The organism is Mesorhizobium caraganae (genome assembly GCF_016836705.1).
GTDB lineage: Bacteria > Pseudomonadota > Alphaproteobacteria > Rhizobiales > Rhizobiaceae > Mesorhizobium > Mesorhizobium caraganae.
Genome location: NZ_JAFCGY010000002.1, coordinates 232,010 through 258,836, shown reverse-complemented (window position 1 = coordinate 258,836; position 26,827 = coordinate 232,010). Strand labels below are relative to the sequence as shown.

Here is a 26,827-nt window from a genome sequence, read left to right as displayed (position 1 = left end):
GCTGGACGCGACCTTCTTGCGAGCGATGAAGGTTAGCGCTCCACGCGCAACGACCCCGGCGACATCTCCCCCTCAAGGGGGGAGATTGGCGCTCCACCGCTTAACTCACCTCCGAAGTCCTTCTGCGCACAATCACCCCGAGCTCATCGCTCTCGCGCGCAATCCGCAGCCTCTCTTCGGCTTCCGTCGCTTCGCGCTGGCGGTCCCACATCGAGGCGTAGAGGCCGTGTTGGCGCATCAGCTCGGCATGGGTGCCGCGTTCGGCGATCTCGCCGTCCTTGAGCACGATGATCTCGTCGGCCGTGATTACCGTCGACAGCCGGTGGGCAATGACGATGGTGGTGCGGCCCTTGCTGACCAGGTCGAGCGCTGCCTGGATTTCCTGCTCTGTGTGGCTGTCCAGCGCCGAGGTCGCCTCGTCGAGCATCAGGATCGGCGGCGCCTTCAAAATGGTGCGGGCGATCGCCACGCGCTGCTTTTCGCCGCCCGACAGTTTCAGCCCGCGCTCGCCGACCATCGAGCGATAGCCTTCCGGCAGCCGTTCGATGAACGGGCCGATCTGAGCAAGCTCGGCGGCCTTCTGCATATCCTCCTCGCTGGCGCCGATGCGGCCGTAGCGGATGTTGTAGGCGATTGTGTCGTTGAACAGCACGGTGTCCTGCGGCACCATGCCGATCGCGCCGCGCAGGCTCTCCTGCGTCACATCACGGACATCCTGGCCGTCGATCAGCACCTGGCCGCCCTGGACGTCATAGAAGCGGAACAGCAGCCGCGAGATGGTCGACTTGCCGGCGCCCGACGGGCCGACAATGGCCACCGTCTTGCCGGCCGGAACCTCGAAGGAGATGCCCTTCAGGATCTTGCGGCTCGGATCATAGGCAAAATGCACGTCGCGAAACTCGACCTTGCCGGCCGAGACGGCAAGCGGCCTGGCATCGGGCTTGTCGGTGATCTCCTGCGGCACGTCGAGCAGGTCGAACATCTGCTCGATGTCGGTCAGGCCCTGGCGGATTTCGCGATAGATGAAGCCAATGAAATTGAGCGGCACCGACAGCTGCACCAGCATGGCGTTGATGAAGACGAAATCGCCGACGCTCTGCGTGCCGGCCTGCACCTCCAGCGCCGACATGCACATGACAATGACGGTGCCGAGGCCGAAGATGATGCCCTGGCCGAAATTCAGCCAGCCGAGCGAGGTCCAGATCCGGGTCGCGGCCATCTCATAGCGCGCCATCGACCGGTCGAAGCGCTCGGCTTCCATACCCTCATTGTTGAAGTATTTGACGGTCTCGTAGTTGAGCAGCGAATCGATCGCCTTGGTGTTGGCGTCGGTGTCGCTGTCGTTCATGTCGCGGCGGATCGAGATGCGCCAGTCGCTGGCACGCACCGTGAACCAGACATAGAGCCAGACGGTGAGCGCCACCACAGCCACATATTTCCAGCCATAGGTGTAGGCGAAGATGCCTGTGGTCAGCGCGAATTCGAGAATGGTCGGCGCTGTGTTGAGCATAATGAAGCGCACGATCGTCTCGATGCCCTTGGTGCCGCGCTCGATGATGCGCGACAGGCCGCCGGTGCGGCGCTCAAGGTGAAAGCGCAGCGACAGCTGGTGCATGTGGACGAAGGTGCGGAAAGCGAGCTGGCGCACCGCATACTGGCCGACGCGGGCAAACAGCGCGTCGCGCAGCTGGTTGAAGCCGAGCTGCACCAGCCGCACGACATTGTAGGCGACGACCAGCATGACCGGCGCCAGCAGGAAGGACGGTAGCGGCGGCGGCGACTTGGCGTCGCCTGCCAGCGCATCGGTCGCCCATTTGAAGAAATAGGGTCCGGCAACCAGTGTCAGCTTGGCAACGACCAGAAGCAGCGTCGCCCAGGTGACGCGTGCCCTGAGATCGGCGCGGTCGGCCGGCCACATATACGGCCACAGATTGCGCAAGGTGCCGAAGGTCGAGCTATCGGAGACGGTTTTTTCTGCCACTTGTCTTGCCTTTTGGGTGGGAGTTCAGCGGCCGTAGCAGCAGGAATTGACGAGCGCGGTCAAAGATGCGGAAACGTCCGCGAGCGCTGCGCGGTCGACCTCATAGCGCGAGCGCTGGCGGTCGGGCTGGAAGCGGACCAGGCCGGCCTCGACCAGGATCTTCAGATGCTGGGAAACGGTGGACTGCGCGAGGTCGAGATGGTCGACGACCTCGCGGCAGCAGCAGGAATTGCTGGCCGACAGATGTTTCAGGATCTCGATGCGCGCCGGGTGTGAGAGTGCTGCAAAGCGAGCGGCAACCGCGCGGCTTTCGGGCGGTGCGCGGTTTGCGTGGTCTGGTTCGGCCAGGGAGTCTGTCATCGTTCATCGGCGATAGACGATGAACGGGTGTGAGGCAAGCTAACCCGATGGGTGGAGCGCCCTAATCTCCCCCGTGTGGGGGAGGTGGCCGGCAGGCCAGAGGGGGTCGGTTCGACTGGACTCGACCCCTTGCGGCCCACACAGGAGGTCGGCGCTCTACGCGACGCGACCCCCTCTGTCGCCTCCGGCGACATCTCCCCCTCAAGGGGGGAGATTAGCCAATCGCCTACTGCGCCTTCACCGGCGCCGTCGTCGCTTGCTCGCCCATCGCCTTGAGGTCGGCGGCTTCGCCTTCCTTCGACTTTTCCGGGACCTTGAACACCTGCCCTGGCCAGATGCGGTCGGGATCGCTGATCTGGTCCTGGTTGGCGAGATAGATGGTCGAGTAGCGCACGCCATGACCATAGACCCGCCGCGAAATCCGCCACAGCGTGTCGTTGCGGCGGATGATGACGGCGCCGTCGGCATGTTCGAGTTTCGGCGCCACCGTCTCCGGCACGTCGGGCGTTGCTGCCGCTACGACAGCCGGAGCCTCGGTAGCGGGCGCTGCCGGCACCGCCGGTGCCGGCGCTGCGGGAGCGGCCGGCGCTTCGGCAGCAGCCGGTGCGGCCGGCTTCGGTTCAGCCGGCTTTGCTGGCTTGGTCTCTGCAGGCGCCACGGCGGCAACCGCGTCGCCCGGTTCGCGCTCGAACGGCACGGCGGCGCGGGCAACCACCTTCACGCCGTCAGCATCGAGACCGTCGACATGGATGGTGTAGCTGCCAACCGGGATGTCGCGCGTCGCTTCGACCAGGAAATGGCCGTCTGGCGAGGTCAGCGCGTCGCCGAGCAGGATGTCGTTGGCGTAGGCGCGCACCTTGCGGCCGGCGTCAGCCAGACCGGCAACAAAGATCTTGTTGCCGTCGATCTCGATCGCCTCGACGACGATCTTGGGTTCGGCCACCGCCGCAGCCGGCGGTGTCGCCGGAGCCGGAGCGGCCGGCGCAGTTCCGGCCGGGGCGGCAGGTGCCTCAGCAGCAGGAGCAGCGTCCTGATCGCCGGCAGCCGGTGCCGCAGGCTTGGTCTCAGGCGCGGGAACAGTCAGCAGCTCGGCCGGCTTGCCCGGTTCCTCGACCATCGCCAGCACCTGACCGGCGGCATCCTTGGGAACCGAAACGACGGCAGTCTGCATCGAAGGCGTTACGACATCGCCAGTCGTCGAACGCAGCGCGATCGTATAGTCGCCGGGCTTGAGCGGATCGTCGAGGACGATGACGAAGGCGCCGTCCGGACCGGCGACGGTCGACCCGAGCACCGTCGAGCCGTTGAGGATTTCGACCTTTGAATTGGGCGCGGCATTGCCGGCAACGACGATCGAGCCGTTGCTTTCGACGCGTACGACATCGAAGCTCGGCACAACCGAGCCGGCCGCTGCCGGGGCTGTCGCGGGAGCTGTTGCGTCGGCAGGCGCCGGTGCCGGCGTAGCCTTGGCATCGGTTGGGGCGGCAGGCGCCGGCGGCAGCCTTCCCTCGGTCCCGGAGTCGGCCGGCGGCGTCAGCGACGCAATCTCCGCCGGCGGCGTGGGATTGAGATACGGGTCAAGTGCACCCGATACATAGGCCGTTCCGACGACCGCGACGGTCCCACCCGCCGCGAACAGAAACGCCTTCAATGTATTAACAGCCATATTCCCCTGCCCCTTAGCCACCTAACGCCGGTCTAGCGTGTTTTGCCGGAACCGACAAGAAAAAGCCCGGGCTTGTCAGCCTCTGGGGCTTGACCCCGCATTCAGACCCAATCACCAATCACGCATGAACACGATTCGATCCGTCTGCGTCTACTGCGGCTCGTCTCCGGGCCGCGATGATATCTACGCCAAGGCCGGACACCTGCTTGGCCGCTCCCTCGCCAAATCCGGCCTGCGACTGGTCTACGGCGGCGGCACCAAAGGCATTATGGGCGCCGTTGCCGACGGCGCGCTCAAGGCCGGCGGCAAGGTAACGGGCATCATTCCGCGCTTCCTCATCAACAAGGAGGCGACCGAAACCGCGCTTGACCGGCTCGACGAGTTGCTGATCACCGACAACATGCACGAGCGCAAGCACAAGATGTTCGAAAAATCCGACGCCTTTGTGGCGCTGCCGGGCGGCATCGGCACGGTCGAGGAGATCGTCGAAGTCATGACGTGGGGCCAGCTCGGCCATCACCGCAAGCCGATCGTCTTCGCCAACGTCAAAGGATTCTGGAATCCGATGCTGGCACTGCTCGACCATATGTCGAGCGAAGGCTTCATTCACACCGCGCAGCGGGTCAAACCGTTGGTGATCGAAGACCCCGAAGCCATTGTCGCCGCCATCATGGTGGCGGGCTCGTCGGTCGATGCGCCGACGGAAGGCGTGCAGTCGGTGATTGATAAGATGTAGGGAATAGGGGAGTAGGGGAGTAGGGCAGTAAGGCAGTAAGGCAGTATGTTTAGAAGGCCTCGAGCCTCTCCCTACTGCCCTACTGCCCTACTGCCCTACTGCCCTACTGCCCTACTGCCCTACTGCCCTACTGCCCTACTGCCCTACTGCCTCCCTCAACTCCGCAATCACCGCTCGCTTGTCCTGGCGCCGCCAGGCGAGATGGATCGAGACGGTGCGCTCGAACCAGGGCAGGTCACGAAACGCGATCCCTGACGGTGCTGCACTCCGGAGGCTTGCCTGTACCGTCGCCAGGCCGAGTCCGGCGCTGACCAGGCCGAGCGACGTCAGCGGATCGGCCGTCTCATAGGCAATGTCGGGCAGGAAGCCGGCCTTGGCGCAGGCCGCCAGGAACTGGGCGCGGTTGGTGTCGTCGGGCTGGCGCACCACGGTGATCCAGACGCGGCCGTCGAGATGGTCGGGCCGGATGTCGGCGACATCGGTGAGCGGATCATTCTCCGGCATTGCCAGCACCAGCGGTTCGCGCCGAACCAGCATGCCGGCAAGATCGGGATCGTCGGCGGACGGCGGGCCATAGACGAAGCCGAGGTCAAGCGAACGCTGGCGCAACCCCTCGAGTTGCACTGCGGAGCGCTGGTTCTTCAGCTGCAGGTGAAAATCCGGCCGGTCGCGGCGAAACTGCCGCAACATCCGGCTGACGAGGCCGGCATGCACCGCGCCCTCGACATAACCGATCGCGAGCCGCCCGACCGCACCGCTGGCGAGGTTGCGTCCGAGTTCCTCCAGGCGCCGTGCACTGGCAAGCAGCGCCTGCGCCTCGACAAGGAAGGCCTTGCCTTCGGCATTGAGGTGGACGCGCTGCTTTGCCCGCTCGAACAGGGTGACGCCAAGCCGCGCTTCGAGCTGCATGATCTGGCGGCTCAACGGCGATTGCGAGATGTGCAGGAGTTCGGCGGCACGGCCGACAGTGCCGGCTTCGGCGACAGTGACGAAATATCTGAGCTGGCGCAGGTCGAACATTTTTTCCTCCCCCTCTTGTAGTCCTATAGGGTCTCAACTTTAGCCTAATCAGCCTTGGACAGTCTGACCAGCGCCGGCGATAGTTTGGGCATCGCAACCACAGGAGACAGAAAATGCAGTTCTTTGCCCTTCTCACCCGCAACACCGAAAAGTTCAGCGACGCCGATTTCGCGCCGCTGCTGCCCAGCGAGGCCGAACAGCGCCGCACGCTCTATGCCGAAGGCGCCGTGCGCCAGGTCTGGAACCGCGGCGATATTCCGGGCAGCGGCATGATGTTCGAAGCCGGCAGCGATGCCGACGTGCGCGGCCATCTCGCCACTCTGCCGCTGGTCAAGGCCGGAATGATGGACATTGCCGCAGTGGTGCCGCTCGCGCCCTATCCCGGGTTTGGGCCCAAGCGCTGAGCACGCCGCGAATACGCCGCCGGCGGCGATCCCTGCCGCCGGCCAATTTCTGCAGGGCCAAGCCGCTGCATCGCCTGCATCTGTTCCGCTAGGATCTGTAGCGCCGCCGCGCGTCGCTGATCGACGGACTGTGATCGCCCTGTCAAGAAACTGTCACACAGAACCCGGTTAGCCCATGCTACGAATGACGTGCCGGCATCCGCGCACGGCGTGGTCGAAATCTGTACTTGGTCGAAATTTCTTGGCGAGGCGAGCCGTGAACATCGCTCTCAACGCGGAAGGCACCCCTCTGTCGCCTTACCTGCCCGACGAGCACGGGCTGTTCTTCATCTATCATTTCACCGCCGAGGGCCTGCGCACCAAGGACGCGGCTGAGGCGCAATGGACATGGCGCAGCTACCAGCTTTCCGACCTGCGCGCCCGTCGCGAGATCGCCGCCGAGCAGGCTTTGCCGGCGCCGGTGCGCGAAACTTTCCTCGGCGCCAGCCAGGGCTGCCATATCGATCTCGAGGATGACTGGCTCTATGGCGACCTGCCGGATCTGCGCCACGACTATTCCGCGGAGGCGCGCGGGCTCGGCCATTTCCGCTTTGCCCTCAACGAAAAAATGCTGATCGGCGCGCGCAAGCAGCCACTGGAATCGGTCGATCTCATCCGCAAGGCGGTGGAGAGCGGCTCACGCAAATTCCGCGCCCCGGCGGACCTGATCGAGGCGGTGATGGGCCAGTCGCTCGACGGCATGGCGGCCGAGCTTCACGGCCTTGGCGATACGCTCGACGGCATCGAGGACCGCATCGTGCGCGACGCCTGGCACAGCGAGCGGCAGTCACTGGTCGAGGCGCGCCGTCAGCTGGTGGTCATCCATCGGCAGATGGCGACGCTCACAAACCTGTTCCGCCATCTCGACCATTCACATCGCAACGAGCTGCCTGACCCGATCAACGACATGGCAACAAGGCTCTCGCACCGTGCGCACACGCTCTACCACGATGGCGAGCAGCTGCAGGCGCGCACCAGGCTGCTGCAGGACGAATTGATGGCCAAGCTGACGATGCAGTCCAACCAGCTGCTCTATGTGCTGTCGGTGATGACGGCGGTGCTGTTGCCGATGACCATCATTTCGGGACTGTTCGGCATGAATGTCGGCGGCCTGCCCATGGTCAACACGCCGATGGGCTTCTGGGTGGTTTCGGCGGTTTCGATCGTGATCGCCGCAGCGACCTATCTGTTCGTCAGGCGGCTCGGGCGGATGTAGCGCCCATCAGAGGGTCACGCCGTCGCTCGAAGATCCTCTATGACGGTGCCGGCGGCAGCGACTTCCGCTTCATGATCCGGTTCACGCCAGGTCTCTGCGAGGCCCGCCGAATACCATTCCTGCATCGCCTGCAGACCGAGCAATTGCGCGGGATAGGCGGCAGCTGCGCCTTCGAAAGAGAGCCCATAGGACTGCACGCGAAATGCCACCGGGGCGAAGAAGGCATCGACGGCGGTGAAATGGCCGCCGGCAAGAAACGGCCCGCCGAACCGGGCAAGGCCATCGTTCCAGAGATCGCCCAACCGGAACAGATCCTGCTTCAACACATCCGACATCGGCAACGGCTTTACCCGCACGCCGCAATTCATCGGGCATGAGCCACGCAAGGCGGTGAAGCCCGAATGCATTTCGGCGGCGGCCGAACGCGCCCAGGCGCGTGCTTTGGCCTCAATCGGCCACACACCGTGGTGGTGCTCGGCGAGATATTCGGCGATGGCCAGCGAATCCCAGACAGCCCAGCCGTCATCGACCAGGCAAGGCACACGTCCACTGGGTGAAAACGACCGGTAGAGATCGAAGCTAGGCCCGGTCGGGAACGGCGTCAGCCGCTCCTCGAACGGAATGTCGAGGGTACGCATCAGCACCCATGGCCGCAGCGACCATGACGAATAATTCTTGTTGGCAATGTGCAGCACGTACATCGAAAGGTTCCCTACTTCGCGGCCAGCGCCGCCGGGCGGGTTTCACGGCCGCGGAACATCGACCAGGAATACATCGCCAGCGCCGCCCAGATCAGCGCGAAGGCTATCGCCTGCGTGGTGCCGAACGGCTCGTCGAAAGCAAGCACGGCGATCAGGAACACCATGGTCGGCGCGATGTACTGCATGATGCCGATGGTCGACAGGCGCAGAAGCTTGGCGCCGAAGGCGAACAGAAGCAGCGGCACCGCGGTGACCGGGCCGCAGCCGATCAGCAGCGCCGTGTCGGTGCCGGTGCTGGAGATGAAATGGTCCTGGCCGTTGGCGATCAGGAAGATGATGTAGCCCAGCGCCGGCACCGACAGCAAAAGCACTTCGAGCAGAAAACCCTGGCTTGGGCCGATCGGCAAAGTCTTGCGGAAGAAGCCGTAGGCGGCGAAGGAGAAGGCCAGTGCCAGCGACACCCAAGGCAGTTTGCCACCTTCGATGGTCAAGACCGTGACCGCGACTGCTGCGAGCACCACCGCCGCGATCTGCAGCCGGTCCAGCCGCTCGCCCAGCAGCACCGCGCCGACGACGACCACCACCAGCGGGTTGATGTAGTAGCCGAGCGCGGTCTCGACGGTGCGGTCGACCGAGATCGCCCAGACATAGATGGCCCAGTTGATCGAAATCAGCGTCGCCGTCAGCGCCGCCATGCCGATGCTGCGCGGCGAGCGGATCGCCGCCTTGAAATCTGCCGTGCGGCCTGCCCAGACCAGCACCGCAGCGGCAATCGGAACCGACCAGACGATGCGGCGATCACCTCGATCAGCGGCAGATGCGCCACCGCCTTCATATAAAAGGGCAGCAGCCCCCACAGGAGATAGGCGCCCAGCGCCAGCAGGAAGCCGTTGCGGGCCTTGGCATCGGCATCGGGGGCGAGTGCGTCGGTGGCCATGGCGCAACGCTATGGCTCAACGGCTCGGCCAAGACCATCGCAAAGTTGTGATGGATCAACGGACTTTTGCTGATGGTTCAAAGGGCCGGGCCACCTCCCCGCTCTCGCGGGGCGAGGAAAAGGCCTACTCGGCCGCCACCAGCCCTGCCATCTCGCGGTTCTTCATCAGCTTGTAGACGATGGAATCCATCAGCGCCTGGAAGGAGGCGTCGATGATGTTTTCCGACACGCCGACCGTCCACCAGCGGGCGCCGGTGGAATCGTGCGATTCGACCAGAACGCGGGTGATGGCTTCGGTGCCGCCGTTGAGGATACGCACCTTAAAGTCGGCGAGCTCGAGATCGACGATCTCGTTCTGATACTTGCCGAGGTCCTTGCGCAGCGCGATGTCGAGCGCGTTGACCGGGCCGTGGCCTTCGGCCACCGACATCTTTTCCTCGCCATCGACCATCACCTTGACGATCGCCTCGGAGACCGTCTTCAGCTGGCCGTTGGCATCGAAGCGGCGCTCGACCATGCAGCGGAACGAGGTGACGTTGAAGAACTCCGGCAGGCCGTGCAGCATCTTGCGTGCCAAGAGCTCGAACGAGGCATCGGCACCCTCATAGGCGTAGCCCTCGGCCTCGCGTTCCTTGACCACCGAGATCAGCGCGTCGAGACGGTGATCGTCCTTTGGCACGTCAATGCCGCGCCGCTTCAGTTCGGCGAGGAAATTGGCCTTGCCGCCCTGGTCGGAGACCATGACGCGGCGGCGGTTGCCGACGGCTTGCGGCTCGACGTGCTCATAGGTCGCCGGCTCCTTGGCGAGTGCCGAGGCATGGATGCCGGCCTTGGTGGCGAAGGCGGAAGCGCCGACATAGGGTGCCTGCGCTTCCGGCGCGCGGTTCAAGAGTTCGTCGAAGGCACGGGATAGCCGTGAAATGCCGGTCAGCGCCTCAGCCGAGATGCCGGTCTCAAAGCGGTCAGCGAAGGCCGGCTTCAGTGCCAGCGTCGGCACGATCGAGACCAGATTGGCGTTGCCGCAGCGTTCGCCGATGCCGTTCAGCGTGCCCTGGATCTGGCGCACGCCGGCCTCGACGGCGGCTAGCGAATTCGCCACCGCCTGGCCGGTATCGTCATGGGCATGGATGCCGAGATGGTCGCCCGGTATGCCGGCGGCGATCACCTTGTCGACAATGGTGTGCACTTCAGAGGGTTGCGTGCCGCCATTGGTGTCGCACAGCACCACCCAGCGCGCACCGGCGTCATAGGCGGCCTTGGCGCAAGCCAGCGCATAATCCGGATTGGCCTTGAAGCCGTCGAAGAAATGCTCGCAATCGACCATAGCTTCCTTGCCGGCGGCAACAGCTGCTTCGACCGAAACCTTGATGGAGTCGAGGTTCTCCTCATTGGTGCAGCCAAGCGCGACGCGGACATGATAGTCCCAGCTCTTGGCCACGAAACAGATGGCGTCGGATTTCGACTGTACCAGCGCCGCCAGGCCCGGATCGTTGGACGCCGATACGCCTGCCCGCTTGGTCATGCCGAAGGCGACGAATTTTGCCTTCGCCGTGCGCTTCTGCTGGAAGAATGCGGTGTCGGTCGGATTGGCGCCGGGATAGCCGCCTTCGACATAGTCCATACCGAACTCGTCGAGCAGCTTGGCAATCGCAATCTTGTCCTCGACGGAAAAGTCGATGCCCGGCGTCTGCTGGCCGTCGCGCAATGTGGTGTCGAAGAGATAGAGGCGTTGCTTTGTCATGGCTGCGCGGGTGCGTACGCACCCTCCTCTGGCCCGAAGGCCGATGTCATTTCTTTCCTGCGAACTTGTCCGTCGCCCTGATCAGCTGATCGAGGATCCCCGGTTCCGAATAGGCATGGCCGGCGCCTTCGATGAGATGGAAATCCGCCTTCGGCCAGGCCTTGTGCAGCGCCCAGGCGTAGCGCGCCGGACACGGCATGTCATAGCGACCATGGACGATGGTGCCAGGGATGTCCTTCAGCCTGTGTGCGTCGCGCAGCAGCTGTCCCTCCTCGAGCCAGCCGGCGTGAACGAAATAGTGGTTCTCGATGCGGGCAAAGGCGATGGCGAAATCGTCCTCGCCGAACTTGTCGCTGGTTTCCGGTTCCGGCAGCAACGTGATCGTCTCGCCTTCCCACAGGCTCCACGCCAGGGCGGCTTCGAGCTGCGCCTTGCGGTCGGAGCCAACCAGCCGCTTGCGGTAGGCGGCCATCATGTCGCCGCGCTCGGTTTCAGGGATCGGCGCCTGAAAACGCTCCCACTTCTCGGGAAACATTTCGGAGACGCCGAACTGATAATACCATTCGAGTTCGGCGCGGGTGAGCGTATAGATGCCGCGCACGACGAGCTCGCTGACGCGGTCGGGATGCGTCTCGGCATAGGCAAGCGCCAGCGTCGAACCCCAGGAGCCGCCGAACACCAGCCATTTGTCGAAGCCGCACATTTCGCGCAGGCGTTCGATGTCGGCGACCAGATGCCAGGTGGTGTTGGCGTCGAGCGAGGCGTTGGGCGTCGATTTTCCGCAGCCGCGCTGGTCGAACAGGATGACATCGTAAAGCTTCGGGTCGAACAGCCGCCGATGTTTTGGCGAGATGCCGCCGCCCGGGCCGCCATGCAGGAACACGGCGGGTTTGGCGCCCTTGGTGCCGCAGCGTTCCCAGTAGATGGTGTGGCCGTCGCCGACATCAAGCATGCCCGACTCGAGCGGCTCGATCTCGGGATAGAGCGTACGCATGGAGCTGCTGTGCATCGTCATAGTTTCAAGCCCTGCTGCGGCCAGTTGGCCGTCTCGTGGTCGGGATGCTGGAAGGAGATGATCTGCTCCTGCCGTCGATAGAAGTCGGGATCGTCGAGGATCGGCGCCTCGAAGATCTTCTCCACCCAAGGCAGGCGAGCCGCGTAGTTGACCTGGATCTGCGGCGCGAGATCCGAGCGGTCGTCGAAGGCACCGATGGCGATCTCCAGCGCGCCGGGCTGGCGATAGGTGAGTGGCGTGCCGCAGCGGGCGCAGAAGCCGCGATCGATATTGACCGAAGACTGGAAGTAGCTCGGCTCCTCATGGGTCCATTCGACGCCGTCCTTCGGCACCGTCACCAGCGCGCCGAAGAAATTGCCGAACTGTTTCTGGCACATACGGCAATGGCAGATGGACGGGCGCCCGAGCTTGCCCTTGATGCGGAAGCGCACGGCGCCGCACTGGCAGCCGCCGGTTCGAATTTCATCGGTCATGGTCTTTGTCTTTCCTCTGGCGGCCATTGTTCGGTGTCGTGGTCGGGATGCTGGTAGGAGACGAGTTCGGCGAGATAAGGCGCCGATGATATGTCGGCCATCGTGTCCTCGCCGGGCAGTTGCGGGATGGTGTCGACATAGGGCAGCTTTGCCTCTGTGCCCCACTGGATCAGCGGCACGATTTCGGCCGGATTGTCGAACGCCCCAATGGCGAGGCCGACGCCATCAGGCGCGGTAAAGGTCAGCGGCGTGCCGCAATTGGCGCAGAAGCCGCGGTCGACGTGACTGGACGAGGCGAAATATTTCGGCTCGCCACGCGTCCAGTCGAGCTTGGCGCCACGCACCGAAACCAGCGGCGCGTAGAAGGCGCCGAACGCTTTCTGGCACATGCGGCAATGGCAGATCGAGGCATCGCCCAGCGCGCCCTCGACGCGAAAGCGCACCGCGCCGCATTGGCAGCCGCCGGTGTAGATCGGCCGATTGTCGAGGCTCATCGTGTCTCGCTCCGTTTCATATTCATTCCGGGGCATGGCAGACGGCCTCGACATTGTTGCCGTCGGGATCGAAGACGAAGGCGCCGTAATAGTGCGGGTGATAATGCGGCCGCAGGCCCGGCCCGCCATTGTCCTTGCCGCCGGCGGCAAGGGCGGCGGCATGGAACGCATCGACCTCAGCGCGGCTGCGCGCGGTGAAGGCGACGTGCTGATGGGTCCTCGGCTCATCGTTGCTGGCCTGCAACCAGAACACCGGCCGGTCGCGGCCATAGCCACCGACCTTGGCGCCGCCGGTATATTCCAGCGGCACCATGTAGATCAGCGAGGCGCCTAGCGGCGCCATCGCCTGATCGTAAAAGGCCTTCGAAGCGTCGAAATCGGCGACGTTGATGCCGAGATGGTCGATCATCTTTTTACCTCCCAGGTGGTGATTCTTTCGCCAGTGGCCGGATCCTTGCCGTCCTTAAGCTGCACGCCTTGCGCCAGCAGCTCATCACGCACGCGGTCGGCTTCGGCCCAGTTTTTCGCGGCGATCAGTTCCAGGCGCTTGGCGATGGCTTTGGCGACCGCGGCCTCATCGACCTTGGCCGCACCGACATCGAAGCCGAGGAACAGCAGCGAGGCCTTCAGCGAAGCGGCAGCTTCGTTGCCGTCCGCGGCCTCGCCGGCAAGCTGCGTCAGCTGCTGGAAGGCGGCGTAGGTGGCGAGGTCGTCCGACAGCGCTGCCACGACTTCCGCCGGCACTTGCCCAGCGGCCGGTGCGAGGTCGGCTGCGCGTTTCCATTTGCGCAGCGTGTTCTCGGCCTCCTCCAGCTTGCGGACCGAAAAATCGATCGGCTCGCGATAATGCGTCATCAGCATCGCCAGCCGCAGCACCTCGCCCGGCCATTTGCGGCCGCCGAATGTGTCGGTCTCCAGCAGTTCGGCGATGGCGTAGAAATTGCCGAGGCTCTTCGACATCTTCTGGCCCTCGACCTGCAGGAAGCCATTGTGCATCCAGACATTGGCCATGACGTCGGTGCCATGCGCGCAGCGCGACTGGGCAATCTCGTTCTCATGGTGGGGGAAGATCAGGTCGAGGCCGCCACCATGGATGTCGAAGACGTCGCCGAGATAGGCGGCCGACATGGCCGAGCACTCGATGTGCCAGCCCGGACGGCCCCTGCCCCACGGGCTGTCCCAGCCGGGCTCTTCCGGCGACGACAATTTCCACAAAACGAAATCGCCGGGGTTCTTCTTGTGGGCATCGACGGCGATGCGGGCGCCGGCCTGCTGCTCGTCGAGATTGCGCTTCGACAGTTCGCCGTAATCCGGCATCGAGGCGGTGTCGAACAATACCTCGCCGGCGGCGACATAGGCATGGCCGCGCTCGATCAGGCGCTCGATGAGGCTGATCATGTCGGCCTTGCCGTCGGCGCGGCGCGCGACGAACTCGGTGGCGCGCGGCTCGACCGTCGGCGGCAAGCAGCCGAGGGCCGCGACATCCTTGTGATACTGGTCGGCGGTCTTTTCGGTGACGCGGCGGATCGCCTCGTTGAGCGTCAGTTTTCCCGACGCGATCTCGGCGCCGAAATCGCGCAGCGCGCGGGCGTTAATCTTGTCGTCGACATCTGTGATGTTGCGCACATACGTAACGTGCGCCTCGCCGTAGACATGACGCAGCAAACGGAACAGCACGTCGAAGACGATCGCCGGCCGCGCATTGCCGATATGGGCAAAGTCGTAGACGGTCGGGCCGCAGACATACATGCGCACATTCCCAGCGTCGATCGGGACGAACGCGTCCTTCGTCCGCGTTAGCGTGTTGTAGAGGCTAAGACCCTTCGATGCGTCAGACATGCGTGCCCTTCCGGTCCGTTTACTCTTTGGTTGAGCATGATCTTATCCGAAACCCGGTACCCACTTTTCGGGATCATGCTCTGGGCAGAGCCGTCCTTGCGCCGAGGCACAAATCGGGCTCCAGCCTGCTGGCCGGGGCGTTTGTCCACTCTGGGGAAAGATGAGGCGAAAACGTCCGGACCAGCGCGAGGCTAGCCAATAATGCAAATGCCACAAATGGCGAAAAACGTTTTCATGGGCGGCTTTATCGCCTTGGCCGGTGTTGCCGTCAAGTCGCAACTTCCGGCAAAAGCGCCGCTGGATCACAGGTCATGAGGCACTGAAACATTTTATTAAACATGTCGGCACAGTCATGAAACATTCGCCGGCTAGTTCACCATGGGTCACGATTCGGTCAGATTCGGCCGGCAAACGCAGACACGGAAATGTTACCAGGGAAGAGATCGATGCCACGAACCAAGCAGGAATCGAGCCGCGCCAAGCAACCGGCGCTCGCCAACCACTACCGCGCGATCGGCCCGGCCGCTATCGTCGCCGCCCTTCTCCACACTGCCAAGAAGAAGAAGCCGGCACCGAAAATCACTTCGCCCCGCGCTGCCTGATCAAAGCTCCGGCACCGGCCGCCGCCAAGGCGTACGCCGGCACGGAAGGCCGAGGCGCCTGAGCGCGCCTGAAAACAGCAGCTCTTCCCGATTGAGCAGGTTCTTCCCGAAGACTGGTTTCTTGGGGTCGTGCTCTAAAACAACGTCATTTGACTGTCGTCCGCGCCGGGCTTCTGGCGCCTGACCTTCTCGGGCTCAGGCCCGACGATGCCCCTGTCCTGTATCTCGGGCCCGGTGTTGGCGACCTTGTTGACGAGGTCGGAGACCGGCACAGCCTCGAAGAAATCGGGCTGTGCAGGTCTGAGCAGGTCGGCCACGTCGCGCGGCTCGAGCGCGCGGCAGTCCAGCCAGCGGGCAAAATCCTCCGGCGCGATGACCACCGGACTGCGGTCATGGATATGGGCGATGTCGGCATTGGCGTTGACGGTGAGAATGGCGCCGGTGTCCATCTCCGAACCACCCGGCTCGGCATAGGTTTCGACCAGCCCGGCAAAGGCGACGAGCCCGCCATTCCTCGGCCGTATCCAGTAGGGCTGGCCCTTCTTGCCGTTGCCCGATTGCTGCCACTCATAAAAGCCGGAGGCCGGAACCAATGCGCGACGATGGCGCATGGCGGCTTTGAACGAGGCCTTCTCCGCCGCTCCTTCCGAGCGCGCATTGAACAGCAGCGGAAATTCCCTGGTGTCCTTGACCCAGGCCGGGATCAGCCCCCAGCGCACCAGCATCGCCTGGCGATCCGGAAAATTCGAGCCCGGCATGCGCGGCGGTCCAGAGAGCGCCATCAGCACCGGCTGCGTCGGCGCGATGTTGTAGCGGGCTGGAAACTCCTCCAGCTCCGCCAGGCCGAGCAAGGCAGCGGTCTGGTCCGGCGTGGCCGTCAGGGCAAAGCGTCCGCACATAGGCTAAGGTCTCTGAATGGTGTCATGCGAAGGTGGCGATGGAACCGGCGTTGCGCAACCGCTAAAGCTCAATGCCGCCAGCCGTCCACAAGGGCCTGACCTCATATAGGCGAATCGCGATCGATGAACGAGCAGCGCAAGACACTTCCCGCCGTCTCCGTCGCCGTTGTGCGCGGCACGACAGTGCTGCTGGTCAAGCGGGCGCGGCCGCCGTCGCAAGGGGTCTATGCCTTTCCCGGCGGCAAGGTCGAGCCCGGCGAAGCTCTTGAGCAAGCCGCGGCGCGCGAATTGCTGGAGGAGACCGGGTTGCGGGCAAAAGACTATCGTCCGCTTCGCGACATCCACATCGACGGCAGCGGCGAGAATCACCCGGTCGACTATCTCCTGACGGTGTTCGGCGCTGTCTATGCCGGGGGCGAGGCGACAGCCAGTGACGACGCCGAGACCGCCGCCTTCTATACGCTGAACGAAATGACCGACATGCCGCTCGCAGGCGATGTGTTTGAGGTCGCTGAGGAGCTTCTGGGCTCAAGCCGTCCCGGTATCTGAACACAGAGAATCGCCTTGCAGGCGACAAATTGTTTGGCCAGAAAGACTTATGACCCGCGCCGCGCTCTTCCTCGCCGCATGCCTCGCCGCCAGCATGGCTGCCGTGCAGCCGGCGCCGGCCGCCGAGTCGCCATTCGAGCCCGGTCTGATGCGGCTGGCCGAGGTGCTGGGGTCGCTGCATTTCCTGCGCAATCTGTGCGGCGAAAAGGGCGACCAGTGGCGTACCGAGATGGAAAAGCTGATCGATTCGGAAAATCCCGATCCCGAGCGGCGCGCCCGCTTCATCGCCAGCTTCAACCGCGGTTACCGTTCGTTCGGTGGCACCTACACGCAGTGCACACCATCGGCGACCGCGGCCATCAGCCGCTACATGAAGGAAGGCGAGACACTGACCCGCGACATCGCTTCGCGCTACGGCAACTGACGAGCGCCAGACCGCGTCACAGCCAACGCCTTTTCGAGCACCCCGCCTTGTATCCACGGCACGTTGATGCAATGTTGGTGTTGCACTTTCGCAACAGTATTAACGAAACGTTAGCGCGCGGATGTGGAATTAACTCAAACTGAAGGTTTTCACCCCGCTCACCGGTCTAATCGGCTAAGTTTGAATCGGACCGAACGCTGGCGATGAAGTTTGTCAAAGACGATCAAAAAAATGTCGTATTTACAAATGCTTACTTAGCCTGCGTGGAGATAGGGACAGCCCAAGCCGGATCCGACACGTTGGATCGCCGCTTGAAAAGGGTGGACATCGCAATGGAACATGGCGTCAACGACATCGACGCGCTGGTCAGGGAAGAAAAGCGCCTGACCGCGGTGGAAAGCCATAGCGAGGCCTGGGCGGAAGGTCTGTCGGCCGGTATCGAGCCGGAAATCATTGCCGAGGCAGCACTTGAAACGGCGTTCGGCGAGATGCTGCGCGCCAATGGCGAGACTTCAGCTCTTGCCCTGCTCGACCGCATGCGTGAAAAGGTGATCGCCGGCGCTTTCGAGCCGGAGCGGCTGCGGCACTAGAGCGGCGCGCGTCCCTCTGGGCGCAAACCGGCGCTCCGGCGCCTTGATCGGTTCTTTGACGACGGCGCGCTGTTTGGGCATCATGCCTGGCACCTGAAGGAGGCCCAGGCCCAAGGAGAGGCAAGCGGTGAATTTTTCGATGTCAGGCCAGCCTCGCGGACTGGTCCTCAGCATCTGGCTTGCCGCTTCCTGCGCCGCGGTTCCGCCGGCACTTGTCCTGACAAGCAGCCCTGCCTACGCGCTGAGCGAGATCAAGCGCGAGGAGCTTCCGGCGCCGGCTGCGCCGCCAGCCAATGGTGAGACGGCGCCATCCGAAAATTCCGTGCCGATGCCCGATCTGCCCGGCACGACGCCGCCAGCGGCCAGCCAGCCGAAATCACCCGCAGAGCCCGAACAAAGCGAGCCGGCAGGGCCGACCGACGATGGCGGCGTGGCCAACCCGCGTGCCGATCCCGACGCGCCGGTGCCTGAAGTCGTCTACGACCTTTCCAAATTGCCGGAGCCGGTCAGGCGCATGCACGACCTGATGGTCGAAGCCTGCGTCAGCGGCGACATCGAGAAGCTGCGGCCCCTGATCGGCACGGGCGAGACCATGACCCAATTGTCGCTGGGCGAGATCGAGGGCGACCCGATCGCCTTCCTGAAAGGGCTTTCAGGCGACAAGGAAGGCCAGGAAATCCTCGCCATCATGGAAGAGGTGCTCAATGCCGGCTATGTCCATGTCGATGTCGGCACGCCGCAGGAGCTCTATGTCTGGCCATACTTCTTCGCCATGCCGCTGGACAAGCTCGACGCCAAACAGCGGGTCGAACTGTTCAAGATCGTCACCGCCGGCGACTATGACGACATGAAGCAGTTCGGCGCCTACATCTTCTATCGCGTCGGCATCACGCCCGCCGGGCAGTGGACATTCTTCGTCGCCGGCGATTGAGTTTTTGCCGTCAGCCTATTTCGGCAGGGCCTCGGAAAACTCCACAGCCTTGCCCTGCCCGGGCGTGACGATCTCGCCGTCCCACATTACACGGCGGCCGCGCACGACGGTGCCAACCGGCCAGCCGGTGACTTGCTTGCCGTCATAGGGCGTCCAGCCGGCCTTGGAGCCGGCCTGCGCATTGGTGATAGTCTCGCGGCGCTTCATGTCGACGATGGTGAAATCGGCGTCGTAGCCGGCGGCGATGCGGCCTTTCCGGGCCATGCCGAAGATGCGCTGCGGGCCGTGGCTGGACAGGTCGACGAAGCGCTGCAGGGTCAGCCGGCCTGAATTGACGTGGTCGAGCATGATCGGCACCAGCGTCTGCACCCCGGTCATCCCCGACGGCGAGGCCGGATAGGGCTTTGCCTTCTCGGCCAGCGTGTGCGGGGCGTGGTCGGAGCCCAGCACGTCGACGATGCCTTGCGCAATGCCGTGCCAGACGCCGTCGCGATGGCGTGCCGCCCGCACCGGCGGGTTCATCTGGATCAACGTGCCCAGCCGCGCATAGTCGTCGGCCGCGAGCGTCAAATGATGCGGCGTCGCCTCGCAGGTGGCAACATCCTTGTGCTGTTCGAGGAACAGGATTTCTTCGGCGGTCGAGATGTGCAGGACATGGATGCGGGCGCGAGTGTTTCGCGCGATGCGGACCAGCCGCTCGGTACAGCGCAAGGCGGCGATCTCGTCGCGCCAGACCGGGTGCGAGGACGGGTCGTCCTCGACGCGCAGGCCAAGGCGTTCGCGCAGACGGAACTCATCCTCCGAATGAAAGGCGGCGCGGCGGCGGGTGTTTCTCAGGATCGATGCGACACCCTCGTCATCCTCAACCAGCAAGTCGCCGGTGGAGGAACCCATGAACACCTTGATGCCGGCCGCACCGGGGAGCCGCTCGAGTTCGCCGACGTCTCCGGCGTTCTCGCGCGTGCCGCCGACCCAGAAGGCGAAGTCGCAATGCATGCGGCCGGTGCCGCGCCGCACCTTGTCGGCAAGCGCCGCCTCGCTGGTGGTCAGCGGGTTGGTGTTGGGCATCTCGAACACGGCAGTGACGCCGCCCAGCACCGCCGCGCGCGAGCCCGTCTCCAGATCTTCCTTATGCTCCAGCCCCGGCTCGCGGAAATGCACCTGACTGTCGACGACGCCCGGCAGGATGTGCAGGCCGCGGCAGTCGACGCTCTCGTTAGCCGAGGCTTGGCTAAGATCGCCTATAGCCGCGATGCGACCATCCTTGACGCCGACATCGCGCGCGCCCTCGCCGTCATGATTGACCACCGTGCCGCCTGTCAGGATGAGGTCGTAGGTGCTGGCCATGGGTGTTCGGTCTCTTGCGGGGGGAGTATCAGGGGCTTACGTAATGACCGTCTGTTTTGCAAGATCAGGTTCTTTGCCGCCCATGCCCTTTGCCCTTCTCGACAACCGCGCCCTCATTTCCGTGTCAGGCCCGGATGCCGAGCATTTTTTGCAGAATATCCTCACCACCGACCTCGATACGCTGGCCGCCGGCGAGGCAAAGCCCGGCGCGCTGCTTTCGCCGCAGGGCAAGATCCTGTTCGATTTTCTGATCTCGCGCGCCGGCGACAGCGGCTTCCAGCTGGAATGCCGGGCCGACGTCGCAGACGATTTCGTGCGCCGGCTGATGCTTTACAAGCTGCGCGCCAAGGCCGAGATTGCCAAGCAGGATCAATTGCTTGTGACGGTTGCATGGGGCGATGATTCAACCGCTTCACATTCTGATTCAACGGCACTTGCCGATACCCGCTTCCGTGACGTAGCCGTCAGCCGCTCCTATGGAGGCGCATCCGAAGGCGGCGATCAGGCTGCGTGGCAAACCCTGCGCATCGCCCACGGCATCGCCGAAAGCGGGCCGGACTATCAGCTCGGCGACACCTTCCCGCATGACGTGCTGCTCGACGAGACCGGCGGGGTCGGCTTCAAGAAGGGCTGCTATGTCGGCCAGGAAGTGGTCTCGCGCATGCAGCATCGCGGCACCGCCAGACGGCGCGTGCTGATCGTTTCGGCCGACCATGCTTTGCCCGCACCGGGCACGGAGCTGACGGTGGCGGGGCGGTCGGTCGGCATGCTCGGCTCGAGCAAAGGCCCGATCGGCCTAGCCATTGCCCGCATCGACCGGGTCAAGGCGGCGCTCGACGCCGGCCAACCGATCCTGGCGGGTGACGTCGCTGTTTCGCTCGCCATTCCGGCCTGGGCAAAGTTCAGCTTTCCCAGGGAAGCGGTCGGCGCGGAGGACGCCTGATGGCCGCCGACCGTGTCGGGGCGCCGCCGCGCGCCTGGCAGCGCATGCTGTCGGGACGGCGGCTAGACCTGCTCGATCCCTCGCCGCTCGACATCGAAATCTCCGACATCGCCCACGGGCTTGCCCGTGTCGCCCGCTGGAATGGCCAGACACACGGCGATCACGCCTTTTCGGTCGCTCAGCATTCGCTGCTGGTCGAGGCGCTTTTTGGCGAATTGCAGCCGGACGCCTCGGCCAATGCACGGCTGGCGGCGCTGCTGCACGACGCGCCGGAATATGTCATCGGCGACATGATCTCGCCGTTCAAATCGGTGATGGGCGGCTCCTACAAGGACTGCGAGCTGCGCCTGCAGCGCGCCATCCATCAGCGCTTTTCGCTGCCGGCGGAACTCGGCGCCGGCCTTCGCAAGGAGATCAAGCGGGCCGACCAGATCGCTGCTTACTACGAGGCGACGCTGCTTGCCGGCTTTTCGACCGCGGAGGCAACCGAGTTCTTCGGCCGGCCGCGCGGCTTCAACGCGGACCGTTTCGATTTCACGCCGCGCTCGGTGACTTCGGCGCAGGCGGCGTTCCTCAAGCGTTATGCGACGCTCGAAAAGCAGCGCCAGGCAGCGGTTGCCGTGCATTCGGCCGAGTGAACATACGCTAAATTAACCAGCGGTAACCACAGTACCGGGTTTCGATCACGGTCAGCAGGCACGCCTCATGTCCGTTGCGCACGTCAAGGGTGGTTCGCCCGTCCGCAGACGGGGAGCCGGAGGCGTCGCCGCCCCACAGCAGATCGCAGACGAATTGCGCCACCAGAACGAGCGCTTTTCGGCGGCCGTCGAAAACATGTCGCATGGGCTGTGCATGTTCGATGCCGACGAGCGGATGATCATCTGCAACGGCAACTATCTCAGAATCTTCTCCCTCGATGCGAAGATCGTGCGGCCCGGCATCGCGTTCCTGGATATTCTCCAACACAGCGTCGACATCGGCGTCGCCTCGCAGAGCGCCGCGGACCTCTATGCCATCCGCAAGCCCTATATCGAGCGGGCGCAAGCCTCGACCTACGAGGAAATCCTTTCGGACGGCCGTATCATCTCCATCACGCACCGGCCGCTGGCCTCGGGCGGCTGGGTGTCGATCTATGAGGACATCACGGAGCAAAGGCGGGCCGAGCAGGAGTTGAAGGAGCAGCACCGCCGCTTCGATGCGGCGCTAGCCAACATGTCGCAAGGCCTGCTGATGTATGACGCCGACGGCACGCTGATCGTGCGCAATCAGCGCTTCTTCGACCTCTACAACGTCAAGCCCGGAGACTTCCCGCTCGGCATGAGCCATCGCGCCCTGCTCGAGCAGATGGTGCGCCTGCGCATCTATCCGTCGATCGATATCGACGGCGAGATCTCCAAGACCAGGGCCAGCCTGCAGGCCGGCGAAACGCGCTCGACAAATCGCATCCTTGCCGATGGCCGAACATTGCTGATTGCGCGCCGGCCGCTTGCCGGCGGCGGCTGGGTGGCGACGTTCGAAGACATCACCGAGCGCCGGCGCGCCGAAGAGCGCATGAGCCACCTTGCCCATTACGACACGCTGACCGACCTGCCCAACCGCTCGATGTTCCGCGAACGGCTCGACCAGGCGCTTGGCGAAACCGCTGCTACTCCGTTGGCGATCTTCTCGCTCGACCTCGATCGCTTCAAGGCCATCAACGACACCTGGGGGCACCCGGCCGGCGACTGGCTGCTGAAGTGCGTGGCGGACCGGTTGCGGCACAGCCTGCGCAGCGAGACCGATGTGGTCGCCCGCCTCGGCGGCGACGAGTTCGCCATCCTGCAGTTCAATCTCAAAGGTACCGCCGATGCTGAACAACTGGCAAAGCGCATCGTCGCTGTCATCAGCCAGCCGTTTCGCTATAAGGGCCGCGACATGCATGTCGGCATCAGCCTTGGCATCGCTCTCTATCCCAACGATGGCAAGGACGCCGACACGCTGTTGAAGAATGCCGACATGGCGCTCTACAGCGGCAAGAGTGAAGGCCGCAACGTCTACCGCTTTTTCGAACCCGGCATGGACGCCCTCGCGCGGGCGCGCCTGACGCTCGAAACCGATCTCGATACGGCGCTGAAGCGGCAGGAATTCGTCCTGGACTTCCAGCCGATCACCAACATCGCGTCGGGCGAAATCGTCGGCGCCGAAGCCTTGATGCGCTGGAATTCGCCAACACGCGGTCTGGTGGCGCCCGACGATTTCATCGCGGCCGCCGAAGACAGCGGACTGATCGTCCCGCTGGGCGAATGGGCGCTGAAACAGGCCTGCAGCGTGGCCGCCGGCTGGCCGCCCGGAATGCGCATTGCCGTCAACGTCTCGGCCGTACAGATCAGAAGTGCCGACTTTGCCCGCAGCGTGATTTCGGCGCTGGCCGTTTCCGGCGTGCCGGCCAGGCGGCTTGAGCTGGAGATCACCGAAACCGTGTTGATGGATGAAAGCGAGACGGTGCTGAAGACGCTTAGACAGCTCCGCGAACTCGGCATCCGCATCGCGCTCGACGATTTCGGCACCGGCTATTCGTCGCTCGGCTATCTCAGGCGCTTTCCCGTCGACAAGATCAAGATCGACCGCTCGTTCATCCATGATATCGACAACCGGGACACGGCGGCGATCGTGCGCTCGATCATCGGGCTTGGCGCCGAGCTCGGCATCACCGTCACCGCCGAAGGCGTCGAGACGCAAGCGCAGCTCGACATATTGCACAAGGCTGGCTGTGTCGAGGCGCAGGGCTTTCTGATCGGCGTGCCGTCAAAGGCGGCTGACATGGCACGACTGCTCAAGTCGAAGGCAGCGTCCCGGCCCGCCTGAACATCCCCGGTGTCATTCCATGCGCCGCGCGGAAGGTGCGCGAGAGATGGCTCTGGTCGGAGAAGCCGGCCGCAAAGGCGGCGTCGGCGAGGTTTGAGCCTTGGCGGATCAGGAGATCGGCGCGGCGCAACCGGCGGTCACGGATGAAGGCAGCGGGCGTGAGACCCAGCACCTTCCTGAAATCCCGGATGACCTGAAAGCGCGTCACGCCTGCAGCTTCGGCGAGCCGCCGCAAATCGAGGCCCGAGTTCAGATGGTCTTCGATGACCTGTTCATAGACCCGGAGCCGGCTTTTCGATCCGAAGCTTTCGACCGCCTCGCGCCTCCGGCCGCCCCAATCGCCATGGCGCAGGACGAGCTTGCGCAAGGCGATCAGCATGGATGTCTCGGCACTTGTGGCATCGCCTGATGTCGAGACCTGGTGTGCGGCGGCCACCGCCTGGACGAGATCGGCATCATCGACGATCGATTGCGAAAACAGTGGCGCGCGATCCTGCCCGAGTTCTGCAGCGATCGCGCCCATGAGGGAAACCGAGGGATAGAAGGTGCGGTAGGCCCAGCCCTGCTCGGCACCTGCCTCGCCGTCGTGCCACACCTCCGGATTGACGAGGAGGACCGTGCCCACCGGCGCGACGACGGTCTCGTTGCCGATGCGGACACGCTCGCAGCCATGCGTGATCAGCGCGACGACATAGGTCGGGTGCGTGTGCAACTGGTAGCGATGCCGGGTGAAACGCGCCCTCAGCATGCCAAGATCGCGAAAGCGCGGATGACGCCAGAACTGCGTTGTCTCCTGCGGCTCCTGAATTCCCGACACGGTCAATCCTGTTCAAGACGCTGCCGGCGCAAACCCTTTAGGTGCTGGCATCGACAAGGCCGAATTTACGACGGCCGGCAAGGAGAGCGCAATGCTGCACAACGACCCCGTCGCCGCCCTCACCCCGCAGGTGGTGGAATGGCGGCATCACATCCACGCCAATCCCGAGCTTGGTTTCAGCGAGTATGAGACAGCGCGCTTTGTTGCCGACAAGCTGCGCGCCTTCGGGCTCGATGAAATCCATGAAGGCATGGGCGGCACCGGCGTGGTCGGCGTCCTCAGGGGACGGCCGGGGACACGCGCCATCGGGCTCAGGGCCGAGCTGGATGCCTTGCCTGTGCTGGAGAAGACCGGATTGCCATATGCCTCGAAAAAGGACGGCGTGATGCATGCCTGCGGCCATGACGGCCACACCGCGATGTTGCTCGGCGCCGCCAAGCTGCTCGCCGATAGCAGAGCCTTCGACGGAACCGTCTATTTCATCTTCCAGCCGGCGGAGGAAAATGAAGGCGGCAGCATGCGCATGATCGAGGACAGGCTGTTCGAGCGCTTCCCGGTGGAAGCCGTCTACGCCGTCCATAACTGGCCGGGACTGCCGCTCGGCACGATCGCGGCCCGAGCCGGCGCGATGATGGCGGCTGTCGACACTTTCGAGTTGAGTTTCGAGGGAACCGGCGCACATGCCGCCATGCCGCAGCTTGGCGACGACCCGGTGCTTGCAGCCAGCGCTTTCGTTCAGGCCGTGCAGCGCATCGTCAGCCGCTCGGTCGATCCGCAGACGGCGCTGGTCGTCTCGATCACCCAGATCCATGGCGGCAATGTCGGCAACATCGTGCCGGGCAAGGTCTGGCTGCAGGGGACCTGCCGTTTCTTCGAGCCCGCTCTGTCGGACCATTGCGAAAGACTGGTCGGGGAGATCGCGGAGGGTATCGCTGCGGCGAACAGCCTGACCGCCAAGCTCGTCTACAAAAAGGGTTACCCACCGCTGGTCAATACATCAGCCGCGACGGCCCAAGCCGTCCAGGCCGCCGCCGCTGTCGTCGGCCGCGAGCGGGTCGAGACCGCATTCAACCCGAGCCTCGGTTGCGAGGATTTCGCCTACATGATCCGCGAAGCCGGCGGCTGCTATGCGTGGGTCGGCGCCGGCTCAGTCGGACCGGGCGAAGGACTGCATGGCGATCGCTATGCCTTCAACGACGCAATCGTTCCGACCGTGCTGAGTTATTTCGTCACCCTCGTCGAGCAGACGGCGGCCACCAATACACCAGATTGAATGCCGCTATTCAGCGCAGCGTCTCGATGTATTTTTCGTGGAAGCTGACATAGCCGGACTCGACCACTTTAAGATGCCGCTCTATCAGCTGGTGGAACGCCGGCAACTGATGGAACGGCACGCCGGGATAAGCGTGATGCTCAGCGTGGTAGGGCATATTCCAGGCAACCTTGCGCACCAGCCAATTGGTCAGCGTGGTACGGGTGTTTTCCAGCATGTTGGCGACGAGCGGGCAGCGGCCATGTTCGGCCAGCAGATAGAGCCTGAGGAATGGCTGTCCGAGCAGCGCCGGCACGATCCAGACATAGAGCAGCACCGTCGCGTTGAACCAGAGCGCCAGTGCGGCGACTACGACGTAGAAAGCGATCATGGCGCGGGCCTCAGCACGCACCTTGGGCAGGCCCTTCGGCGGCACGTAGCTGTCGCGGCAGCTGCCGGTCGCGTTGGTGTAGAGCGTCTGCAGATTCCCCCACCACACCGGCAGGCCCGAGACATGGACGATGTATTGCCGCACCGTCTCCGGTTTCGGAAAGGCGAGTTCGGGATCGTTTTCGGGATCCTGGGTGAAGCGATGATGAGCGAAATGGAAGTAGCGGAACCAGTCGGCCGGCAGCGCGATCGCCAGGCTGCAGACCCTTGCCACGGCATCGTTGAGCCACTGTGTCTCGAAAGCCGTCCTGTGCACCGTCTCATGCAGCAGCGTGAACAGGAAGACGATGAGGATGCCTTGCGGCAGCATCAGCAGCGGCCAGCACGGCACCTTGGCCGCGATCAGCGGGCCGAGAACGATGATCCCGCCGAGATGAAATGCGAGCTGAACCAGACCCGGCCCGTTCGATTTGCCGGTCAGGCGGCTGCGCTGCTCATTGGTCAGCGACGCGATGACATCGCGATGGTCTCTGGGTTCAGTCTGAGCCGATATGTTCATTGCGCCACGCTACCCCAATAAGAAACCTTTCTAAAAACGAGGATTTCTGCGAAATAGA

The 26,827-nt window shown here is 64.0% G+C and carries 27 protein-coding genes and 1 pseudogene; 12 read left to right on the top strand and 16 right to left on the bottom strand.

The annotated features are described in order from the left end of the window. Positions 1–100 precede the first annotated feature (100 nt). The 3 genes from JQK88_RS08850 to JQK88_RS08840 form a co-directional block, all read right to left on the bottom strand. Entirely contained in the window at positions 101–1,981 is a 1,881-nt protein-coding gene (locus JQK88_RS08850; protein ID WP_203278083.1) for an ABCB family ABC transporter ATP-binding protein/permease, read from the bottom strand. A gap of 24 nt (positions 1,982–2,005) precedes the next feature. After that, entirely contained in the window at positions 2,006–2,341 is a 336-nt protein-coding gene (locus JQK88_RS08845; protein ID WP_203278082.1) for an ArsR/SmtB family transcription factor, read from the bottom strand. A gap of 226 nt (positions 2,342–2,567) precedes the next feature. Continuing rightward, a complete protein-coding gene (locus JQK88_RS08840) occupies positions 2,568–4,007 on the bottom strand; it encodes a LysM peptidoglycan-binding domain-containing protein (RefSeq protein WP_203278081.1) in 1,440 nt (479 codons plus the stop codon). Positions 4,008–4,131: 124 nt separating this feature from the next. Here JQK88_RS08840 and JQK88_RS08835 point away from each other — a divergent pair, with 124 nt between their 5' ends. Then, complete coding sequence (locus JQK88_RS08835; RefSeq protein ID WP_203278080.1) at positions 4,132–4,743, top strand: LOG family protein; 612 nt, start codon at positions 4,132–4,134, stop codon at positions 4,741–4,743. A 135-nt stretch (positions 4,744–4,878) separates the two neighbouring features. Here JQK88_RS08835 and JQK88_RS08830 read toward each other — a convergent pair whose 3' ends face one another. Then, positions 4,879–5,763, bottom strand: coding sequence for a LysR family transcriptional regulator (locus tag JQK88_RS08830; protein ID WP_203278079.1), 885 nt, complete (start codon positions 5,761–5,763; stop codon positions 4,879–4,881). A gap of 113 nt (positions 5,764–5,876) precedes the next feature. Here JQK88_RS08830 and JQK88_RS08825 point away from each other — a divergent pair, with 113 nt between their 5' ends. Both JQK88_RS08825 and JQK88_RS08820 read left to right on the top strand, forming a co-directional pair. After that, the gene (locus JQK88_RS08825; protein ID WP_203278078.1) at positions 5,877–6,167 is read left to right on the top strand and encodes a muconolactone Delta-isomerase family protein; all 291 of its coding nucleotides are present in this window, start codon (positions 5,877–5,879) and stop codon (positions 6,165–6,167) included. A 256-nt stretch (positions 6,168–6,423) separates the two neighbouring features. Next, positions 6,424–7,422 (top strand): transporter, encoded by a 999-nt coding sequence (locus JQK88_RS08820; RefSeq protein ID WP_203278077.1) that lies wholly within the window; start codon positions 6,424–6,426, stop codon positions 7,420–7,422. Between the two features lie 14 nt (positions 7,423–7,436). On the opposite strand, the gene JQK88_RS08815 is transcribed toward JQK88_RS08820, so the two are convergent. From JQK88_RS08815 to cysS, 8 genes and pseudogenes are all read right to left on the bottom strand, one after another. Beyond that, on the bottom strand, positions 7,437–8,123 hold the full coding sequence (locus tag JQK88_RS08815; protein ID WP_192256756.1) for a glutathione S-transferase family protein: 687 nt from the start codon (positions 8,121–8,123) through the stop codon (positions 7,437–7,439). 11 nt (positions 8,124–8,134) lie between these two features. Beyond that, a pseudogene (gene rarD / locus JQK88_RS08810) lies at positions 8,135–9,060 on the bottom strand (EamA family transporter RarD). A gap of 124 nt (positions 9,061–9,184) precedes the next feature. Beyond that, entirely contained in the window at positions 9,185–10,801 is a 1,617-nt protein-coding gene (gene cimA, locus JQK88_RS08805) for a citramalate synthase (RefSeq protein WP_192256752.1), read from the bottom strand. Positions 10,802–10,847: 46 nt separating this feature from the next. Beyond that, complete coding sequence (gene pip / locus JQK88_RS08800) at positions 10,848–11,816, bottom strand: prolyl aminopeptidase (protein ID WP_246749778.1); 969 nt, start codon at positions 11,814–11,816, stop codon at positions 10,848–10,850. Further along, positions 11,813–12,289 (bottom strand): GFA family protein, encoded by a 477-nt coding sequence (locus tag JQK88_RS08795; protein WP_192256748.1) that lies wholly within the window; start codon positions 12,287–12,289, stop codon positions 11,813–11,815. Before JQK88_RS08795 ends, pip begins: the two co-directional genes overlap by 4 nt. Next, complete coding sequence (locus JQK88_RS08790) at positions 12,286–12,783, bottom strand: GFA family protein (RefSeq protein ID WP_192256746.1); 498 nt, start codon at positions 12,781–12,783, stop codon at positions 12,286–12,288. The genes JQK88_RS08795 and JQK88_RS08790 overlap by 4 nt, the downstream gene beginning before the upstream one ends. A gap of 22 nt (positions 12,784–12,805) precedes the next feature. After that, positions 12,806–13,192, bottom strand: a complete 387-nt coding sequence (locus JQK88_RS08785; RefSeq protein WP_192256744.1) for a VOC family protein — start codon at positions 13,190–13,192, stop codon at positions 12,806–12,808. Further along, positions 13,189–14,622, bottom strand: coding sequence for a cysteine--tRNA ligase (gene cysS, locus JQK88_RS08780; RefSeq protein WP_192256742.1), 1,434 nt, complete (start codon positions 14,620–14,622; stop codon positions 13,189–13,191). The genes JQK88_RS08785 and cysS overlap by 4 nt, the downstream gene beginning before the upstream one ends. 446 nt (positions 14,623–15,068) lie before the next feature. On the opposite strand from cysS, the gene JQK88_RS08775 reads away from it, so the two are divergent. Beyond that, positions 15,069–15,224, top strand: a complete 156-nt coding sequence (locus JQK88_RS08775; protein WP_192256740.1) for a hypothetical protein — start codon at positions 15,069–15,071, stop codon at positions 15,222–15,224. Between the two features lie 134 nt (positions 15,225–15,358). On the opposite strand, the gene JQK88_RS08770 is transcribed toward JQK88_RS08775, so the two are convergent. Beyond that, positions 15,359–16,123, bottom strand: a complete 765-nt coding sequence (locus tag JQK88_RS08770) for an SOS response-associated peptidase (RefSeq protein WP_203278076.1) — start codon at positions 16,121–16,123, stop codon at positions 15,359–15,361. A 123-nt stretch (positions 16,124–16,246) separates the two neighbouring features. Here JQK88_RS08770 and JQK88_RS08765 point away from each other — a divergent pair, with 123 nt between their 5' ends. The 4 genes from JQK88_RS08765 (at position 16,247) to JQK88_RS08750 (ending at position 18,617) form a co-directional block, all read left to right on the top strand. Beyond that, complete coding sequence (locus tag JQK88_RS08765; protein WP_203278075.1) at positions 16,247–16,672, top strand: NUDIX hydrolase; 426 nt, start codon at positions 16,247–16,249, stop codon at positions 16,670–16,672. 49 nt (positions 16,673–16,721) lie between these two features. After that, positions 16,722–17,096, top strand: a complete 375-nt coding sequence (locus JQK88_RS08760) for a TIGR02301 family protein (protein ID WP_203278074.1) — start codon at positions 16,722–16,724, stop codon at positions 17,094–17,096. A gap of 332 nt (positions 17,097–17,428) precedes the next feature. Beyond that, a complete protein-coding gene (locus tag JQK88_RS08755) occupies positions 17,429–17,686 on the top strand; it encodes a hypothetical protein (protein ID WP_008874920.1) in 258 nt (85 codons plus the stop codon). Between the two features lie 127 nt (positions 17,687–17,813). Next, positions 17,814–18,617 carry a RodZ family helix-turn-helix domain-containing protein gene (locus JQK88_RS08750; RefSeq protein ID WP_203278073.1) on the top strand — a complete coding sequence of 268 codons (804 nt, stop codon included), beginning with the start codon at positions 17,814–17,816 and terminating at the stop codon, positions 18,615–18,617. Positions 18,618–18,632: 15 nt separating this feature from the next. On the opposite strand, the gene JQK88_RS08745 is transcribed toward JQK88_RS08750, so the two are convergent. Continuing rightward, entirely contained in the window at positions 18,633–19,964 is a 1,332-nt protein-coding gene (locus tag JQK88_RS08745; protein WP_203278072.1) for a dihydroorotase, read from the bottom strand. An 82-nt stretch (positions 19,965–20,046) separates the two neighbouring features. Here JQK88_RS08745 and ygfZ point away from each other — a divergent pair, with 82 nt between their 5' ends. From ygfZ to JQK88_RS08730, 3 genes are all read left to right on the top strand, one after another. Then, complete coding sequence (ygfZ, locus tag JQK88_RS08740) at positions 20,047–20,907, top strand: CAF17-like 4Fe-4S cluster assembly/insertion protein YgfZ (protein ID WP_203278071.1); 861 nt, start codon at positions 20,047–20,049, stop codon at positions 20,905–20,907. After that, positions 20,907–21,545: a YfbR-like 5'-deoxynucleotidase gene (locus JQK88_RS08735; RefSeq protein ID WP_203278070.1), complete on the top strand. Its 639-nt coding sequence runs from the start codon at positions 20,907–20,909 to the stop codon at positions 21,543–21,545. The genes ygfZ and JQK88_RS08735 overlap by 1 nt, the downstream gene beginning before the upstream one ends. 67 nt (positions 21,546–21,612) lie before the next feature. Next, the gene (locus JQK88_RS08730; RefSeq protein WP_203278069.1) at positions 21,613–23,751 is read left to right on the top strand and encodes a putative bifunctional diguanylate cyclase/phosphodiesterase; all 2,139 of its coding nucleotides are present in this window, start codon (positions 21,613–21,615) and stop codon (positions 23,749–23,751) included. Here JQK88_RS08730 and JQK88_RS08725 read toward each other — a convergent pair. Next, entirely contained in the window at positions 23,720–24,568 is an 849-nt protein-coding gene (locus tag JQK88_RS08725) for an AraC family transcriptional regulator (RefSeq protein WP_312037250.1), read from the bottom strand. The genes JQK88_RS08730 and JQK88_RS08725 overlap by 32 nt on opposite strands. A 91-nt stretch (positions 24,569–24,659) precedes the next feature. Between JQK88_RS08725 and JQK88_RS08720 the strand changes: the two genes are divergently transcribed. After that, positions 24,660–25,841, top strand: coding sequence for an amidohydrolase (locus tag JQK88_RS08720; protein ID WP_203278068.1), 1,182 nt, complete (start codon positions 24,660–24,662; stop codon positions 25,839–25,841). Positions 25,842–25,851: 10 nt separating this feature from the next. On the opposite strand, the gene JQK88_RS08715 is transcribed toward JQK88_RS08720, so the two are convergent. After that, positions 25,852–26,769 (bottom strand): fatty acid desaturase family protein, encoded by a 918-nt coding sequence (locus JQK88_RS08715; RefSeq protein WP_203278067.1) that lies wholly within the window; start codon positions 26,767–26,769, stop codon positions 25,852–25,854. Between the last annotated feature and the right edge of the window lie 58 nt (positions 26,770–26,827).